The sequence below is a fragment of the Curvibacter gracilis ATCC BAA-807 genome (assembly GCF_000518645.1).
Lineage (GTDB): Bacteria > Pseudomonadota > Gammaproteobacteria > Burkholderiales > Burkholderiaceae_C > Curvibacter > Curvibacter gracilis.
Map to the genome: position 1 here is coordinate 48,822 of NZ_JADZ01000005.1, position 14,043 is coordinate 62,864.

The following is a 14,043-nucleotide window of genomic DNA, read 5'->3' on the forward strand; positions in this document are numbered from 1 at the left end:
TGGAATGATCAATGGATTACCACCGATACCAAATCTAACATTGCCAGCGCAGACGGTTCAGATTTGGTGAATTGAGGTGATGATTGGTAAATATTGAACGATGAGTGGTGATTTTTACCGCTCGTCGGGTGTGGGTGGTGCGCGGACGCCGCCAGGGCTCGGAAGGCGGCCACCGCATCGCCGGCGTCAAGGATTTGTGCTGCCAAGCCCTCGATGGCGGGCGGCCTTTCCTACAATGGCCGGATGTTTGTTCACCTGCGCCTGCACTCCGAGTTTTCCGTGGTCGACGGAACCACCCGCATCGATGAAGTCGTCAAGCTGGCGGCCAAGGATGCCCAGCCCGCCCTGGCGCTGACAGATTTCAACAACCTGTTTGGCGCGATCAAGCTGTACAAAGAGGCCCGTGGCAAGGGCGTCAAGCCCATCATCGGGGCCGAAATCGTGCTGGAAGGCACGCCGCAGGCCCCCACCCTGGTGTCGCGCATGCTGCTGCTGGTGCAGAACCGCCAGGGCTACCTGAACCTGTGCGAATTGCTGGCCCGGGGCTGGACGCGCAATGTGCACAACGCCCAGGCGGTGTGCACGCGGGCCTGGCTGGCCGAGCTCAACGAGGGGCTGATCGCCTTGTCGGGCGCCCATTCGGGCGCGGTGGGCCAGGCGCTGCTGCGCGGCGATGAAGGCGCTGCGGCCGATCTGGCCCTGCAGATGGCCAGCGTGTTTCCGCACCGTTTCTATATGGAGGTGCAGCGTGCCGGCCGGGCCGAGGACGAGGCCCATGTGGTGGCCGCGGTCAAGCTGGCGGCGCGCCTCAAGCTGCCGGTGGTGGCCACCCACCCGGTGCAGTTCACCGGGCCGGACGACTTCGAGGCCCACGAGGCGCGGGTCTGTATTTCAGAAGGTGAAATTCTGGCCAACCCGCGGCGGGTGCGCAAGTTCACGCGCGAGCAGTATTTCAAGAACTCCGAGCAGATGGCGGCGCTGTTCGCCGATCTGCCTTCGGCGCTGCGCAACACGGTCGAGATCGCCCGCCGCTGCAGCCTGTCGCTGGTGCTGGGCAAGCCACAGCTGCCTGATTTCCCGACGCCCAACGGCATGCCGATCGCCGAGTACTTCCGCTTTGCCTCGCACGAGGGGCTGGAAGAGCGCTTGAAGCTGTTGTTTCCCAAGGCCGAGGAGCGCGACGCGCAGCGGCCACGCTATGTGGAGCGGCTGGAGTTCGAGCTCAACACCATCCTGAAGATGGGTTTCCCGGGCTACTTCCTGATCGTGGGCGACTTCATCCAGTGGGCCAAGACCCACGGCTGCCCGGTGGGCCCGGGCCGGGGCTCGGGGGCGGGCTCGCTGGTGGCCTATGCGCTGAAGATCACCGACCTGGACCCGCTGCAATACAACCTGCTGTTCGAACGTTTTCTGAACCCCGAGCGGGTGTCGATGCCTGACTTTGACATCGACTTCTGCCAGGGCAACCGCGACCGCGTGATCGATTATGTGAAGGACAAATACGGCAAGGACGCCGTGAGCCAGATCGCCACCTTCGGCACCATGGCGGCCAAGGCGGCCATCCGCGACGTGGGGCGCGTGATGGACATGAGCTACACCTTCTGTGATGGCATCTCCAAGCTCGTGCCCAACAAGCCGGGCATGTCCTACACCCTGCAATACCCGCCCAACCCCAAGAAAGAGGGCGACAAGAACAACTACGCCATCGAACTGGAGCCGGTGCTGGCCGAGCGCATCCAGAAGGAAGAAGACGTCAAGACCGTCATCGAGATGGCGCAAAAGCTCGAAGGCATGACCCGCAACATCGGCATGCACGCAGGGGGGGTGCTGATTGCGCCGGGCAAGCTGACCGATTTCTGCGCCCTGTACCAGCAGCCGGGCAGCGAGTCGGCCGTGAGCCAGTACGACAAGGACGACGTGGAGGCCATCGGCCTGGTGAAGTTCGACTTCTTGGGCCTGGCCACGCTGACCATCCTGGAGATCGCGCGCGAATTCATCATGAAGCGCCACAAGGGCCAGGAGAACTTCAACTTCGAGACCATCCCGCTCGACGACCTGCCCACCTACCGCCTGTTCCAGGAGGGCAAGACCGAGGCCGTGTTCCAGTTTGAAAGCCGCGGCATGCAGGGCATGCTGAAAGACGCCAAACCCTCGCGCCTGGAAGACCTGATCGCGCTCAACGCCCTGTACCGCCCGGGCCCGATGGACCTGATTCCCAGCTTTGTGGCCCGCAAGCACGGCCGTGAAGAGGTGGAGTACCCGCATCCGCTGGTCGAGCCCGTGCTGTCGGAAACCTACGGGATCATGGTGTACCAGGAGCAGGTGATGCAGACCGCCCAGGTGCTGGGGGGCTATTCGCTGGGGGGCGCCGACTTGCTGCGGCGTGCCATGGGCAAGAAAAAGGCCGAGGAAATGGCCGAGCACCGCAAGATCTTCCGTGAAGGTGCTGCCAAGAAGGGCATCGACGAGAAGAAGGCCGATGAGGTCTTCGACTTGATGGAGAAGTTTGCGGGCTACGGCTTCAACAAGTCGCACGCGGCTGCTTACTCGCTGCTGGCCTACCACACGGCCTGGCTCAAGGTGCATTTCACCGCCGAGTTCTTCTGCGCCAACATGACCGTCGAAATGGACGACACCGACAAGCTCAAGGTGTTGTACGAAGACGGTGTGAAGATGGGCATGAGCTTTGAGCCGCCGGATGTGAACCGGGGTCGCTACCGCTTCGAGCCGGTCACCAACACCGTGATCCGCTACGGCCTGGGCGCCGTCAAGGGCACGGGCCAGTCGGCCATCGAGGCGGTGGTGGCCGCCCGCGAAGAGGGCGGCCCCTTCAAGAGCCTGTTCGACTTTGCCCTGCGGGTGGACCGCAAGGCCATCAACAAGCGCACCGTCGAGGCGCTGATCAAGGCCGGGGCCTTTGATGCCATCGAGCCCAACCGGGCCGCGCTGGTCGCCTCGATTGACCGGGCCTTCGAATTTGCCGCCGCCACGGCGGCCAATGCCAACCAGGGCGGCCTGTTCGACATGTTCGGCGACGATGCGCACGGCTCCAGCACCCAGGAGCCGGGCCTGGTCGAAACCCTGCCCTGGGGCATCAAGGAGCGGCTCACCTACGAAAAGACGGCGGTGGGCTTTTACCTGTCGGGGCACTTGTTCGACGAGGTGGCCACCGAGGTGCGGCGCTTTGTGCGACGTCAGATCGATGAACTGGCCGACAGCCGCGACCCCCAGATGGTGGCCGGCATCGTCAGCGATCTGCGGGTCATCAACGGCCAGCGCGGCAAGCTGGCCATCTTCAAGCTCGACGACAAGAGCCGCACCATCGAGGCCACGGCCGACGAGGCGCTGATCAATGCCAACAAGAACCTGCTGAAGGACGATGAAATGATCATCGTCAGCGCCAAGTGCCAGCCCGACCGGTTTTCGGGCGGGTTGCGCCTGCAAGTGGTTCAGATCTGGGACCTGGCCTCGGCGCGCTGCCGCTTCGGCAAGCACCTGCAGGTGGTGGTCAATGGCCGTGCACCCGACATCGCCCGCCTGCTGCGCGAGCACCCGCCACGCCTGGAAGAGTCCGAGTCGGGCACCCTGGAGCGCGGCATGGACATCCGCCTGCAGGTGTTGCGTGAAAAGGACGGCATGGCCGTGTCGGCCGAGTTGCACCTGGGTGAAGGGGCGCGATTCTTCCCAAGTGATGCCGCTCTGGCGGGTTGGACGGCCCAGGCCCATGAGGGCCAAGCCCGCATCGTTTACGACTGAGCGGCCAGATATTGCCATTGAGCGGCTGTTGAAAGGGTTATTTTTTCATTTTGTGAAAATTTAGGCCTTGAAATGTCCGCTCGTGGGGGCCAATTGCCCTTTGAGCCCACGGGCCCCCGAGACCGTCATTAGAATGAAATTCATGGCAACGAAATCACCTTCCAAACCCGCTGCACCCAAGCTGGCGCCGCCGGAGCATGGCGGCGGCGATTCCGTGGTGCTCGAGCGCTTGACGCAAAAGGTCAAACCGCCGCAGATGTACCAGGTGGTCATGCTGAACGACGACTACACCCCGATGGAGTTCGTGGTCCTCGTGATCCAGGAGTTTTTCAACAAGGACCGCGAAAGCGCGACCCAGATCATGCTGAAGATCCATCTCGATGGCAAAGGCGTCTGTGGCGTTTACTCGCGGGACGTGGCCGCCACCAAGGTGGACCAGGTCATGGATGCGGCCCACAAGGCCGGTCATCCGCTGCAATGTGTCAGTGAGCCTGTTGAATAAATGGCTTTCGATCCGATTTAAAGTTCAACCACTTAAAGCAAGGCAAAAGGAATTCACATGATTGCCCAGGAATTGGAAGTCAGTCTGCACATGGCCTTTGTTGAGGCCCGCCAGCAGCGCCACGAGTTCATCACCGTGGAGCACCTGCTGCTCGCCTTGCTCGACAACCCCAGCGCCGCCGAGGTGCTGCGGGCCTGCTCAGCCAACATCGACGATCTGCGCAAATCCTTGACCAACTTCATCAAGGACAACACCCCTCAGGTGGCCGGCACCGACGAGGTGGACACCCAGCCCACGCTGGGTTTCCAGCGCGTCATCCAGCGCGCCATCATGCACGTGCAGTCCACGGGCAATGGCAAGAAGGAAGTGACCGGTGCCAACGTGCTGGTCGCCATCTTCGGCGAGAAGGATTCGCATGCCGTGTACTACCTGCACCAGCAGGGCGTGACCCGTCTGGACGTGGTGAACTTCATCGCCCACGGCATCAAGAAGGGCGAGCCGCCGGAACCCGTCAAGGGCAACGACCAGCCCCAGGCCGAGCAGGAAGAGGGCGGTGAACGCAACGAGAAGGCCTCGCCGCTCGAGCAGTTCACGCAGAACCTCAACCAGCAGGCCAAGGAAGGCAAGATCGATCCGCTGATCGGGCGTGAGTACGAGGTCGAGCGCGTGATCCAGATCCTGTGCCGCCGCCGCAAGAACAACCCGCTGCTGGTGGGTGAAGCCGGCGTGGGCAAGACCGCCATCGCCGAGGGCCTGGCCTGGCGCATCACCCAGGGTGATGTGCCCGAGATCCTGGCCGAGGCCATCGTCTACTCGCTGGACATGGGCGCCTTGCTGGCCGGCACCAAGTACCGCGGCGACTTTGAGCAACGCCTCAAGGGCGTGCTCAAGACGCTCAAGGAAAAGCCCAACGCCATCCTGTTCATCGACGAGATCCACACCCTGATCGGTGCAGGCGCGGCCTCGGGCGGCACGCTGGATGCGTCCAACCTGCTCAAGCCGGCGCTGTCCAGCGGCCAACTCAAGTGCATCGGTGCCACCACCTTCACCGAGTACCGTGGCATCTTCGAAAAAGACGCCGCCCTGTCGCGTCGCTTCCAGAAAGTCGATGTGGTCGAGCCCACCGTGGACCAGACCATCGAGATCCTCAAGGGCCTGAAGTCGCGCTTTGAAGAGCACCACAGCGTCAAGTACGCTGCGGCCGCCCTGCAGGCCGCGGCCGAGCTGAGCGCCAAGTACATCAACGACCGCCATCTGCCCGACAAGGCCATTGATGTGATCGACGAAGCCGGCGCTGCCCAGCGCATCCTGGCCCCGTCCAAGCGCAAGAAGACCATCGGCAAGACCGAGGTCGAAGAGATCGTGGCCAAGATCGCCCGCATCCCGCCCGCCAACGTCTCCAATGACGACCGCGGCAAGCTGCAAACCCTGGAGCGCGACCTCAAGAGCGTCGTGTTCGGTCAGGACAAGGCACTTGAGGTGCTGGCCTCTGCGGTCAAGATGGCCCGTTCGGGTCTGGGCAAGGGCGACAAGCCGATTGGCGCCTTCCTGTTCAGCGGCCCCACCGGCGTCGGCAAGACCGAAGCGGCCAAGCAACTGGCCTACATCATGGGCATCGACCTGATCCGCTTCGACATGTCGGAGTACATGGAGCGCCATGCCGTGAGCCGCCTGATCGGCGCGCCTCCGGGCTACGTGGGCTTTGACCAGGGCGGTCTGTTGACTGAAGCCATCACCAAGAAGCCGCACGCGGTGCTGCTGCTCGACGAAATCGAGAAAGCGCACCCGGACATCTTCAACGTGCTGCTGCAGGTGATGGACCACGGCACCCTGACCGACAACAACGGGCGCAAGGCCGACTTCCGCAACGTGATCCTGATCATGACCACGAACGCGGGCGCCGAGACCATGAACAAGGCAACCATCGGCTTCACCAACCCGCGTGAGGCGGGCGACGAGATGGCTGACATCAAGCGCCTGTTCACACCCGAGTTCCGCAACCGCCTGGATGCCATCGTCGGCTTCAAGGCCCTGGATGAACAGGTCATCCTGCGCGTGGTCGACAAGTTCCTGCTGCAACTCGAGACCCAGCTGGCCGAGAAGAAGGTGGAAGTCACCTTCACCGACAAGCTGCGCAAGTACCTGGCCAAGAAGGGCTTCGATCCGCTGATGGGTGCCCGCCCGATGCAGCGCCTGATCCAGGACACCATCCGCCGTGCGCTGGCCGACGAACTGCTGTTCGGACGCCTGACCGACGGTGGTCGCCTGACGGTCGACCTCGACGACAACGCAGAGAAGCCGGACGTGGTGCTGGACATCCAGCCCCTGCCCAAGAAGGAGCGCACTCCCAAGGCCGAACCGACCGAGCCGGAAGAGGCCGCCGCCGCCGACTGAGCTGCCCCGGCCGCCCGAGGCTGATCTCAAGAGCTGACCCAGGAGCGATCCGGGTCAGCTTTTTTGTTTTTCGGCGGCATGGAATGAACAGTTGGTGTTGATATCGGCGCAGCGGCCTGTGAGCATCAAACCACTGTGCCGCAAGCCACCTAGATAGGGTGCACGCGGTGTTGGATCACCTTTGATGCCAAGGAGTCGCCATGTCGTCCCGCCCCATGTCTTTGAGTTCAGAGGCCAGCCCAGTGCGGCCTCGCCAGCGCTACATCAAGTGGGCCGACACGATCCGGCTGTTGGCTGGCGTGGGCGTGATCGGCTCCAGTGCGGTCGGTCTGCTGGCCTATGGTGGGCTCCGACTGCCCGCCGGCTCGGATGCTGTTGGGGCCGTGGTGCTGATGCTGGTGGCCCTGGTGTTCGTGGTGCGTCGATGAGTCCGCCTGACGGCAACCCCATCGACATCTTGTGCATCGTCATGGCCTTGTTGGCCACCCTGGTCCGTCTCTGGCGAATGCTCGGCGCCCGCAATGATCGCGAGCTCACCCTGGATGTGGCGCGTCTGATCACCGATGCCTCTTGCGCAGCCACCATTCCCCCGTTGTTGTGGATGATCGGTGCTGTCGCCTGGAAGGCCTTGCTGCCCATGTTGTTGGCGTCGAGCACGGTTTCTCTGGGCCTGGCCGGACTGGCCTCTCTGGTGTTCGCCGTGCGCGAGTTGTTGCGATAAGCGCATGGCATCGCGTCCGGTCACGTTCTAGAAATCTCCATCGACAGCATCACCCGGCTGTCGGGACAGTCTCCCCAACGATGTATCGGCGCGTAACTGCTGAAATATGTCAGATCGTTGCGGTTCACGAACCACTTTAATAACAAGCACTTAGCAGCGCTTGGTGCACGTTCCAGCCAGGCTTTGTAGCGGCGGCTTACACCCCGATGCGCCTCTGCGGCTGCCCTGCCACTATGACTCCTAGACTGCGCGGCTTTCAGGCCCGAACCCTGGGTGCCGAGGCCTGGAACCTCGGGGTGCCTTGCTCATGTGGCGCCATGGTGCCTCTTGCGGGCGATGTCGGCTGGGCTCTTCATGCAGTGCTTTGTTTCTTTCCTGGCGGCGATCCGTCGCATCGTGGCGGTGTGCCGCACGGGTGGCTTGTTCCACTTGGGCGGCCTGGGCGGTCTGACCCTGGGCTTGTTGTGTTGTCAGCCCGGGATGGCCTGGGCGGGGCCGGCGGGTGTGTCCTACCAGCTTTACCTGGACAGCGACGGCCAGCAGCAAGGCGGCTGCACAGCGGCTGCTTCAGCCTCAGGAGGCCCTGCCACAGGGTTCGAGTTCCGATTGCAAGTGGATCTGGATGCGCAGGGCGAGCCTCTGCCCGCGAAGTGGAGCGTTTGTCAGGGCGGCGCCTTTGTCGAAGTGGTCCCTCCGTGGCCCATCGAGGTGCTGGCCAGTAATACCTTGTCCGGGCCCACTGGGCTGGAAGATGTGCTGGATCTGGCCGTGCCCTGGGCCCTGTTGGGTGATGCCAAGGCGGTCCGGGTGCTGGTGGGTGCCGGGGCGGATGTGCTTGAAGCCGGGGCCAGCGGCGGCGGTCCGATCTGGCTGGCCCGGTCTGATGCGAGCGGATTGCCGACCCCCGGGGTGGGGGCCGTGCAGGCGGTGCCCGCGCTGCAGCCGGCCCTGCGGTGGGTTTTGATGATCGCCCTGGCCGGTGCCGCTGGGTGGGGCTGGCGTCGCGGTGGGCGTTCCGTTTGGGCTGTGGGCGGCTTGGGCCTTTTGCTGGTGGCGACGCCCTGGCAAGGCGGTGCCTGGGCCGAGATGCCATCCGAGCTGCCATCAGAGATGCCGGTGGTGAGCGTGGATGCCGCAGGCGATGTTCCCGCTGGCAGCCCTGACCTGCTGAGTCTGCAGGCCCAAACCCGCCAGGACACGCTGTACCTGCGTCTGCGCTCCCGCGGCAACAACCATGCGCCGCTCTGGCAGTCGGCGCTGCCCCCACTGCAATACCTGGTGGCAGGGCAGTCTGCCCCACTGAACCTGCAGGCCCGCGACCCCGACGGCGATGCCTTGCGCTGGCAATGGCTGGGGTCCGTGCCGCCAGGGCTGAGCCTGGAGCCCGATGCGCAGGCCGTCTCGGGTGTCTCGGGCGCCACCGTGACCGCCCGCTTCGATCAACCCGGCCGCTACGGTGCCGAGGTGCAGGTGCTCGACGGCGCCGGCGCGCAGGCCCGTGTCGTGCTGGCCTGGGAAGTGGCCCCGGCCCCCATCGAGGCCGACCCGGATGCGGGCAGCTGTGGCGTGCTGGGCGGCGGTGGCCTGAGCACCGGCGGGGTGGACCGGGCCGGCCTGTCCTATGTCACCGCCACCGACTACGCCACGCTCAAGCGTCACCTGGATCGGCTGGAGCCCTTGATCTACGTGCCCGCCGGGGTCACCATCGACATTCCCAACCGCAAGTACGCCGTGGTGCTGCTCCGGGGGCAGACCTTGTTTGGTGATCGTGGGCAAGACGGGCAGCCTGGGGCCTTGCTGCGCGTGGCCTACGAAGACGAGCAGCCCCATGAGTGGGCGGTGTTCAGCCTGGACACAGGCTCCCGCATCAGTGGCCTGCGCATCGAGGGGCCTTACCAGGCGGCCAACACGGCCAACAACACCATCGGTCTGCAACTGGCGGTGGATGCCCTGGACATTGAAGTCGACAACTCCGAGATCTATGGCTGGCCCTGGGCGGCAGTGTCGGTCAAGGCCTCGCGCCAGGCGCGCATCCACCACAACCACATCCACCACAACATCAAATCGGGCCTGGGCTATGGCGTGGTGGTGCAAAACGGGCGCACCTCGGCCGACATCGCCTGCAATGTGTTCCATTTCAACCGCCACGCCGTCGCGGGCTCGGGGCAGACCGGCGAGCGCTATGAGGTGCACCACAACCTGGTGCGGCCCGGCGGCGGGCGTGACGCCTACCACCAGGTCGACATGCACGCCTACCCCAACACCACCCAGGCGGGGGCGTTCCTGAACATCCACGACAACTGGTTCGACTACGGGCAATACGGCACCATGAGCCGGGTGGTGATCGGCATCCGCGGCATCCCCACCGAGGGGCCGCCGGTGATCTACGGCAACTTCTTCAACCAGCCCTACCACGTCAGCGCCACCCAGGACAGCATCTCGCTGACCCTGAACCCCACGCCCACCGAGGCCGATCTGCTGCGCGACAACCGCTTCAAAGTGGGTTTCTCGTACCGGCGTGAGGGCCCCAAGTGCGTGCTGGGCTGGCTGGGGCAGCGCCAGACCGTGTCGTGCAGCAGTGTCGGCCTGGCCCCTTGAGGCAGGAGGTGCTGCGCAGCAAGGATAATGGGCGCCCATGTCGCACACCTTCCTCTGGCACGATTACGAAACCTTTGGCGCCAACACCCGGCGTGACCGCCCGGCGCAGTTCGCGGCCATCCGCACCGATGCCGAGCTCAATGAAATCGGCGCGCCGCTGATGCTGTATTGCCAGCCGGCGCCCGACTACCTGCCTGACCCGCAGTCCTGCCTGATCACAGGCATCACCCCCCAGCTGTGCCTCGAAAAAGGCCTGCCAGAACACCAGTTCGCCGCCCAGATCGAGGCTGCGTTCTCCGAGCCCGGCACCGTGGGCGTGGGCTACAACACCATCCGGTTTGACGATGAGATCACGCGCTTCATGTTCTGGCGCAACCTGATCGACCCCTATGCGCGCGAGTGGCAGAACGGCTGCGGCCGCTGGGACCTGCTGGACGTGGTGCGCATGGCCTACGCGCTGCGGCCCGAGGGCATTGTCTGGCCCACCAAGGAAGACGGCAGCCAGAGCTTCAAGCTGGAGCACCTGAGCGCCGCCAACGGCCTGCTGCATGAAGCCGCCCACGATGCCTTGTCGGACGTGCGTGCCACCATCGCGCTGGCCCGGCTGATCCGCGACAAGCAGCCCCGCCTGTTCGACTTCTGCTTCAGCCTGCACAAGAAAGACCGCGTGGCCACCGAACTGGGTCTGCCCACCTCGCCCCAGCACGCCAAGCCCTTTCTGCATGTGTCGGGCATGTTCCCGGCCGATCGCGGCTGCCTGGCCGTGATGTGGCCCCTGGCCACCCACCCGACCAACAAGAACGAGCTGCTGGCCTGGGACCTGTCGCAAGACCCCAGCGAGCTGGCCTCGCTCGACGCTGCCACGGCCCGGCAGCGCCTGTTCAGCAAGCGCGACGAGCTGCCCGAGGGCGTGCACCGCCTGCCCGTCAAATCGGTGCACCTGAACAAGTCACCCATGGTGGTGGGCCAGCTCAAGACGCTGCGGCCCGAGATGGCGCAGCGCTGGGGCATCGACCTGGAGCAGGCCATGCGCCATGCCGAAAAGGCCCTGGCTCTGCCCGACCTCAGCGAGCTCTGGAAGGCCGTGTTCAACCGGCCCACGGATGACCAACCCACCGATGTGGACCAGGATCTGTACGGCGGCTTCATCGGCCCGGCCGACCGCCGCCGCCTGAACCAGCTGCGCGCCCAGTCGCCCGAGGAACTGGCCACCAGCCGAACGGGCTTCGATGACCCGCGCCTGGGCGAGTTGCTGTTCCGCTACCGCGCGCGCAACTTCCCGGCCACGCTGTCGCCCGCCGAAGCCCAGCGCTGGGAGCAACTGCGCACCGCCCGTCTGTTTGAAGGCGAGGGCGGGGCGCGCACCCTGGAGCAGCTGTTTGCCGAGATCGATTCACTCTCCGAGACCGCGGACGAGCGTGGCGAGGCCCTCTTGGGCGCCTTGTACGATTACGCCGAACACATTGCCCCCGAGTTCTGAGGGCACAACCGTTTTTCCTGTTTTCCGAATCCTGCCATGACCGATACCCACACCAACGGCTTCACCACCCAGATCGTCCACGCCGACCGCCGCGGCAACGTGGAGCACGGTGGCGTGCACAAACCCGTGCACAACTCGGTGCAATATGGCTTCGAACGTGTCGAAGACCTGATCGCCGTGTTCCAGGGCACCGCCAAGGGCGGCTTCAACTACGCGCGCCAGGGCACCCCCACCACGGCCGCGCTGGAGGCCAAGCTCACCCAGATGGAGCAAGGCCTGGGCAGCATCAGTTTCTCCACCGGCATGGCCGCCATCTGCGCCGTGTTCCTCACCCTGCTCAAGGCGGGCGACCACCTGGTGGCCAGCCGTTTCGTATTCGGCAACACCAACAGCATCTTCGGCACCCTGGCCGACCTGGGCATCCAGGTCAGCACCGTGGACGCCACCGACGCGGCCCAGGTGGCCGCAGCCGTGCGGCCCAACACCCGCATGGTGTTTGTCGAGACCATTGCCAACCCCGGCACCCAGGTGGCCGATCTGGCCGGCATCGGCCAGTTGTGCCGCGACAAGGGGCTGCTCTACGTGGTCGACAACACCGTGGCATCGCCCTACCTGTTCAAGCCGCGCAGCGTGGGCGCTGGCCTGGTGATCCACTCGCTGACCAAGAGCATCGGCGGCCATGGCAACGCGCTCGGCGGCTCGGTCACCGACACCGGCCTGTTCGACTGGGCCGGCTATCCCAATATCTTTGCCTCCTACCGCAAGGGCGACGCCAAGGGCTGGGGCCTGCAGCAGATCCGCAAAAAGGGCTTGCGCGACATGGGCGGCACGCTGTCCTCGCATGCGGCCAACCAGCTGGCCACCGGCGCCGAGACCTTGGCACTGCGCATGGATCGCACCAGCGCCACCGCCCTGGCCCTGGCGCAGTGGCTGGAGCAGCACCCTGCGGTGGCCCGTGTGCTTTACCCCGGCCTGCCGTCGCATCCGCAGTACGAGCGCGCGCGTGAGCATTTCAAGGCCGGCTCCTGGTTGCTGTCGTTCGAGCTGAAAAACGCTGACGACTGCCTGGGCCTGTGCAACCGCCTGCAACTGCCCATCAAGGCCACCGGCCTGGCCGACACCCGCACCCTGATCATCCCCGTGGCCCACACCATCTTCTGGGAGGCCGGCGCCGAGGTGCGCGCCGGCATGGGCATTGCCGACAGCATGATCCGCCTGTCGGTCGGGCTGGAAGAGGCCGACGACCTGATCGCCGACTTTGCCCAGGCGCTGGGCTGAGTCTTCAGGCAGGCCGGCTGAGGCCCCGGCTCAGCTTCGGAAGGCCGTGCTGTCGGGGCGGCCTGGCAGGTGCAAGGTGCTGACCGCCGGCTGCGATTGCGCAATGCATTTCCCACGGCGGTAGACGCGCAGCCGGGGCGGACGCAGGCGCAGCGCCTCGATCGGGTCGCGGGCGTCGAGCAGCACAAAGTCTGCGTGGCAGCCGGGGGCGATGCCGTAGCCCTTCAGATGCAGCAGGCGCGCTGGCGCCGTGGTCACGGCCTCGAAGCACTGGCGCATGGCGGCCTGGCTGGTCATCTGGGCCACGTGCAGGCCCATGCTGGCCACCTCCAGCATGTCGCCCGAGCCCAGGCTGTACCAGGGGTCCATCACGCAGTCGTGGCCAAAGGCCACGGTCAGGCCGGCGGCCAGCTGCTCAGGCACGCGGGTCATGCCACGGCGCTTGGGGTAGCTGTCGTGGCGGCCCTGCAGGGTGATGTTGATCAACGGGTTGGCCACCACGCCCAGCTGGGCTTCGGCCATCAGGGCCAGCAGCTTGCTGACGTAGTAGTTGTCCATGCTGTGCATGGAGGTCAGGTGCGAACCGGTGACCCGGCCGTGCAGCCCCAGGCGGTGGGTTTCGGCGGCCAGGGTTTCGACGTGGCGCGACAGCGGGTCGTCGGACTCGTCGCAGTGCATGTCCACCAGCAGGCCGCGTTCGGCGGCCAGCTCGCACAGCAGCTTCACGCTGTCGGCGCCGTGCGCCATGGTGCGCTCGAAGTGCGGAATGCCGCCCACCACCTCCACCCCCAGGTCCAGGGCGCGCTTCAGGTTGTGGAGGGCGTTGGGCGAGCGCAGCACCCCGTCCTGCGGAAAGGCCACCAGCTGCAGGTCGAGGTAGGGCGCCACGGTCTTCTTGACCTCCAGCAGGGCCTGCACCGCCAGCAGGCGGTCATCGCACACATCCACATGCGAGCGGATGGCCAGCAGTCCGCGGGCCACGGCCCAGTCGCAGTAGCTCAGGGCCCGTTGCACGATGGCCTCGTGGGTCAAATGGGGCTTGAGCTCGCCCCACAGGGCAATGCCTTCCAGCAGGGTGCCGCTCTGGTTGATGCGGGGCAGGCCGTAGCTGAGCGTGGAGTCCATGTGGAAGTGCGCATCCACGAAAGGCGGGCTCAGCAGCCGGCCTTGGCCGTCCAGGGTCTCGTGGGCCGGGGCCTGCAGGCCGGCGGCCACTTCGACAATGCGTCCGTCCTGCACCGCCACCGATTGGTCGCGGCGGCCGTCGGGCAGGTTCACGTGTTGGATCAGAAGGTCAAGCATGCGCGGGTTCCA

At 65.2% G+C, this 14,043-nt stretch carries 9 protein-coding genes; 8 read left to right on the forward strand and 1 reads right to left on the reverse strand.

Going from position 1 to position 14,043, the window contains the following annotated elements:
* Positions 1-243: 243 nt before the first annotated feature.
* The 8 genes from dnaE to L880_RS0103055 all read left to right on the forward strand — a co-directional run bounded on the left by dnaE (position 244) and on the right by L880_RS0103055 (position 12,729).
* Complete coding sequence (dnaE, locus tag L880_RS0103020) at positions 244-3,756, forward strand: DNA polymerase III subunit alpha (protein ID WP_027474406.1); 3,513 nt, start codon at positions 244-246, stop codon at positions 3,754-3,756.
* A 133-nt stretch (positions 3,757-3,889) separates the two neighbouring features.
* Positions 3,890-4,258, forward strand: coding sequence for an ATP-dependent Clp protease adapter ClpS (gene clpS, locus L880_RS0103025; RefSeq protein WP_019575601.1), 369 nt, complete (start codon positions 3,890-3,892; stop codon positions 4,256-4,258).
* 57 nt (positions 4,259-4,315) lie between these two features.
* Complete coding sequence (gene clpA / locus L880_RS0103030) at positions 4,316-6,652, forward strand: ATP-dependent Clp protease ATP-binding subunit ClpA (protein WP_027474407.1); 2,337 nt, start codon at positions 4,316-4,318, stop codon at positions 6,650-6,652.
* A 200-nt stretch (positions 6,653-6,852) separates the two neighbouring features.
* Positions 6,853-7,080, forward strand: a complete 228-nt coding sequence (locus L880_RS0103035) for a hypothetical protein (protein WP_157462557.1) — start codon at positions 6,853-6,855, stop codon at positions 7,078-7,080.
* Complete coding sequence (locus L880_RS0103040) at positions 7,077-7,373, forward strand: hypothetical protein (protein WP_027474409.1); 297 nt, start codon at positions 7,077-7,079, stop codon at positions 7,371-7,373. Before L880_RS0103035 ends, L880_RS0103040 begins: the two co-directional genes overlap by 4 nt.
* 354 nt (positions 7,374-7,727) lie before the next feature.
* Complete coding sequence (locus L880_RS34175; protein ID WP_157462558.1) at positions 7,728-9,971, forward strand: hypothetical protein; 2,244 nt, start codon at positions 7,728-7,730, stop codon at positions 9,969-9,971.
* Positions 9,972-10,008: 37 nt separating this feature from the next.
* Positions 10,009-11,451, forward strand: coding sequence for an exodeoxyribonuclease I (gene sbcB, locus L880_RS0103050; RefSeq protein WP_027474410.1), 1,443 nt, complete (start codon positions 10,009-10,011; stop codon positions 11,449-11,451).
* Positions 11,452-11,487: 36 nt separating this feature from the next.
* Positions 11,488-12,729, forward strand: coding sequence for a cystathionine gamma-synthase family protein (locus tag L880_RS0103055; RefSeq protein WP_027474411.1), 1,242 nt, complete (start codon positions 11,488-11,490; stop codon positions 12,727-12,729).
* A 30-nt stretch (positions 12,730-12,759) separates the two neighbouring features.
* Here the strand turns inward: L880_RS0103055 and L880_RS0103060 are convergent, their stop codons facing one another.
* Positions 12,760-14,031, reverse strand: coding sequence for an amidohydrolase family protein (locus L880_RS0103060; protein ID WP_027474412.1), 1,272 nt, complete (start codon positions 14,029-14,031; stop codon positions 12,760-12,762).
* Positions 14,032-14,043: the final 12 nt, after the last annotated feature.

Coding starts and splice junctions, on each gene's coding strand:
- dnaE (WP_027474406.1), top strand. CDS start 244: ATGTTTGTTCACCTGCGCCTGCACTCCGAGTTTTCCGTGGTCGACGGA.
- clpS (WP_019575601.1), top strand. CDS start 3,890: ATGAAATTCATGGCAACGAAATCACCTTCCAAACCCGCTGCACCCAAG.
- clpA (WP_027474407.1), top strand. CDS start 4,316: ATGATTGCCCAGGAATTGGAAGTCAGTCTGCACATGGCCTTTGTTGAG.
- L880_RS0103035 (WP_157462557.1), top strand. CDS start 6,853: ATGTCGTCCCGCCCCATGTCTTTGAGTTCAGAGGCCAGCCCAGTGCGG.
- L880_RS0103040 (WP_027474409.1), top strand. CDS start 7,077: ATGAGTCCGCCTGACGGCAACCCCATCGACATCTTGTGCATCGTCATG.
- L880_RS34175 (WP_157462558.1), top strand. CDS start 7,728: ATGCAGTGCTTTGTTTCTTTCCTGGCGGCGATCCGTCGCATCGTGGCG.
- sbcB (WP_027474410.1), top strand. CDS start 10,009: ATGTCGCACACCTTCCTCTGGCACGATTACGAAACCTTTGGCGCCAAC.
- L880_RS0103055 (WP_027474411.1), top strand. CDS start 11,488: ATGACCGATACCCACACCAACGGCTTCACCACCCAGATCGTCCACGCC.
- L880_RS0103060 (WP_027474412.1), bottom strand. CDS start 14,031: ATGCTTGACCTTCTGATCCAACACGTGAACCTGCCCGACGGCCGCCGC.